The sequence below is a fragment of the Candidatus Woesearchaeota archaeon genome (assembly GCA_027858315.1).
Classification (GTDB): domain Archaea; phylum Nanobdellota; class Nanobdellia; order Woesearchaeales; family UBA583; genus UBA583.
Map to the genome: position 1 here is coordinate 1 of JAQICV010000087.1, position 2,825 is coordinate 2,825.

Genomic DNA, 2,825 nt, shown 5'->3' on the forward strand with positions numbered 1-2,825 from the left:
GTGAGCTACCCAAAGTTAAAACTTTGGGCTTCTTGTTTCAACGATCAAACTTCAAAATTAAGTAAACTTATTTTTGAGAGGTCTTAATCTCTACAAGCGTAAATTCGGGTAACTCCTACCCTATTTTAATTTTATATAAATAAATTTTATTATTGATCAGTTAAACTCTAGGCTAACATAATAATCTTTTAAACAAATAATAACTATTATAGAAGAGGTAATGAATTATGAAGAGAGTAACTTCTATTTGGTTTTACTTTTTCTAAACATATAAGAGAAACAAATAATGCACCCATTGTATTACAGGGTAGAACAAATGACTTTACATGGATTAGACATAATAGTGATTTATCCACTTTACATGATTTTAGAGTTTCAGCAGTAGGAAATATATTTTATAAATAAGAGGTAATAGAAATGGCAATAGTAACTAAAGTAAGAACCGAAGGTCTATTAGAAATATCTGAGATAGGGACCAGTGATGTACTAGAGTTCTTTGATGATATAGCAGTGATTAATGTAACACTATCTTTTACTGATGGAACAGGTACAGCTACTCTAGAAACTTCTAATTCCCCTCATGCTAGTATAGTAGATGATACAGCAGTATGGGTAGAGTGGGGTAATGAAGATGTAACTATTCTAACTCAGGACTATGCTATAGCTCCTAATGCTATACGTATAGTAAATAGAGTTGCTACTAGAGCTAGACTAGATGTAAGAGGTAATTATGGCAGATAATAATCCTAAAACTTCAATATGGGGGGATTATTTAACTCCTTCTAAATTAAGACTAGAAGATTATACTTGGGATGATTTAAGATTTCCAGCTACAGCTATAAATCCTATTGGTACGGCATCTCCCCCTTCTTTTAATACTACTGACATAGGTTATGATTTTTTAAATAATCAAGTAAATACTCTTTTTGTAATAGGTCAGTTCCCTCATACAAGAAGATTAAACTCACCTATAAGACCTCATATACATTGGACTCAAAAACAAGCTGGTAATGTAAAGTGGAGACTAAGATATAAGTGGATCTATAATAACTCTATTGTACCTACAGCATTTACTGAGATAACTACTATAGATACAGCTTTTACTTATACATCAGGAAACATAATGCAGATAAGCACCTTTGGTTTAATTGAACCTCCAATAGTAGAAGAAAATACTAATATATCTGCTGTTCTACTAATGAGTTTTTCAAGATTAGGTAGTGATGCTGAAGATACATACCCTGCTTCAGCACTATTTCATGAGTTTGATATACATTATGTAATTGATACCTTTGGTAGCTTTCAAGAGTTTAGTAAATATTAACGTTAATATCTCTATAACTCTAGTTCAATAATGCTATATTTATGTCCATTAATATATGATAATGCTTTATCATAATCATCAAATATAGGCATAGCTCCGATCATACCTTCAGCCCATGATAGATCAATCTCTTGCTCTATCGGTTGATTGATTGTTTTAATTCTTATTATCTCTTTTTTACATAACATTGATACTGCATATAATTTCATTATTTTCTCCTTGTATATTTCCATTCACTTGATAGAACTTCAAACAGAACTTCATCCACATATTGACCATTCATAAGCTTAAACACTTCTCTACCATAACCTATCTCTCTACCACCATATCTCTTTATGAAAGTTCTATATCCCTTTAAAGCTGGATTTTTAGCAGAGCAATTAAACTCTATCTTATTAATTCCATAGTGATTAAACAGATCATCTATAAGTTTCAATGTATCTGAAACTAATATAGGGTTTAATCTTTCAGTAATAGATAAAAATGCAAAGCAATCACCTCTCATAGAGTTTCTATCTATATTAACTGTTATATAACCAATTACTCTATCATCAATCTTTGATATCCTATCCATTTTACTCCATTCAGAACTATTTGGCATAGTTTCTAAGTCTAATCTCCCACCTATGAAGTAATGAAGTAGTCTCTCTTCATTATTAAGATCAATAAGATAGTTATTTACCTGATCTAACTCTTCAGTCTTTGTCAGTCTCTTTAGCATTATTATCCCCCATATAATTAGTATAGACTATATGAAAACATTTTCTCATAGAGTCTTTATAAGAATCTTCTTTATTCATTGATCTATCTCCTCTATTGATTTTCTAAAGTCATCTTTTAAGTTCTTCTACTTCCTCATAAAGGTATTCAATTATTTCACATAACTTGTCTACCTGACCCTTATAGGAAGCATCAACAAAATCTTGTTTTGTAAATCTTGGAGGTTCTTTTTTAATCTCCAGTTCCACTGCACAATCTTCACAGTACAAACCACCATCGTGATCTTGCCAAACTTTGTCAGCTAAATGTACTAAGCAATTATCACAAGTTTCTCCATCACCAAATTGAGTATTTCTCATTATAAACTCCTTTCAATCATATCTAATTATTCTAGCTGATTTATCAGGATAGAATTGTATTTGTTCATCATATTCTTTTTGATCCATTTTTCTGATAGCATCTCCAATTTCTTTTAACCCACCATTACAGATAGTATATCCTTTTTTAATATATTTCTGAAGTCTTCTAAGTGTATCATAGGGGAAAGGAATTTTATGCATAACTAACTTTTTTTCTTTTAGATGAAGGATCGACTCTGGATTACAAGTTATCTCTTTACCATCATAGGCAAATTGACAGATCGTAAAATCAAAAGCATCCATACATGAGTTTTTATCTACATTATTTTCTTTATAGATAAGCTGAATCTTTTGTTCAGCTTTAATAAAAGTTTTTAAGTCTTCTTTATCATAGATAGGTTTAATTCCTGATAGATTTACTT

The 2,825-nt window shown here is 30.5% G+C and carries 6 protein-coding genes; 2 read left to right on the forward strand and 4 right to left on the reverse strand.

Going from position 1 to position 2,825, the window contains the following annotated elements; genetic code table 11:
* Positions 1-417: 417 nt before the first annotated feature.
* Both PF569_08275 and PF569_08280 read left to right on the forward strand, forming a co-directional pair.
* Complete coding sequence (locus PF569_08275) at positions 418-741, forward strand: hypothetical protein (protein ID MDA3856228.1); 324 nt, start codon at positions 418-420, stop codon at positions 739-741.
* A complete protein-coding gene (locus PF569_08280; GenBank protein ID MDA3856229.1) occupies positions 731-1,324 on the forward strand; it encodes a hypothetical protein in 594 nt (197 codons plus the stop codon). Before PF569_08275 ends, PF569_08280 begins: the two co-directional genes overlap by 11 nt.
* An 11-nt stretch (positions 1,325-1,335) precedes the next feature.
* Here PF569_08280 and PF569_08285 read toward each other — a convergent pair whose 3' ends face one another.
* The 4 genes from PF569_08285 to PF569_08300 form a co-directional block, all read right to left on the reverse strand.
* On the reverse strand, positions 1,336-1,557 hold the full coding sequence (locus PF569_08285; protein MDA3856230.1) for a hypothetical protein: 222 nt from the start codon (positions 1,555-1,557) through the stop codon (positions 1,336-1,338).
* Positions 1,533-2,045, reverse strand: coding sequence for a GNAT family protein (locus tag PF569_08290; GenBank protein MDA3856231.1), 513 nt, complete (start codon positions 2,043-2,045; stop codon positions 1,533-1,535). Before PF569_08290 ends, PF569_08285 begins: the two co-directional genes overlap by 25 nt.
* A 109-nt stretch (positions 2,046-2,154) precedes the next feature.
* Positions 2,155-2,403: a hypothetical protein gene (locus PF569_08295; GenBank protein ID MDA3856232.1), complete on the reverse strand. Its 249-nt coding sequence runs from the start codon at positions 2,401-2,403 to the stop codon at positions 2,155-2,157.
* Between the two features lie 12 nt (positions 2,404-2,415).
* Positions 2,416-2,825, reverse strand: a 410-nt coding sequence (locus tag PF569_08300) for a hypothetical protein (protein MDA3856233.1), incomplete at its 5' end; no start/stop codon positions are given.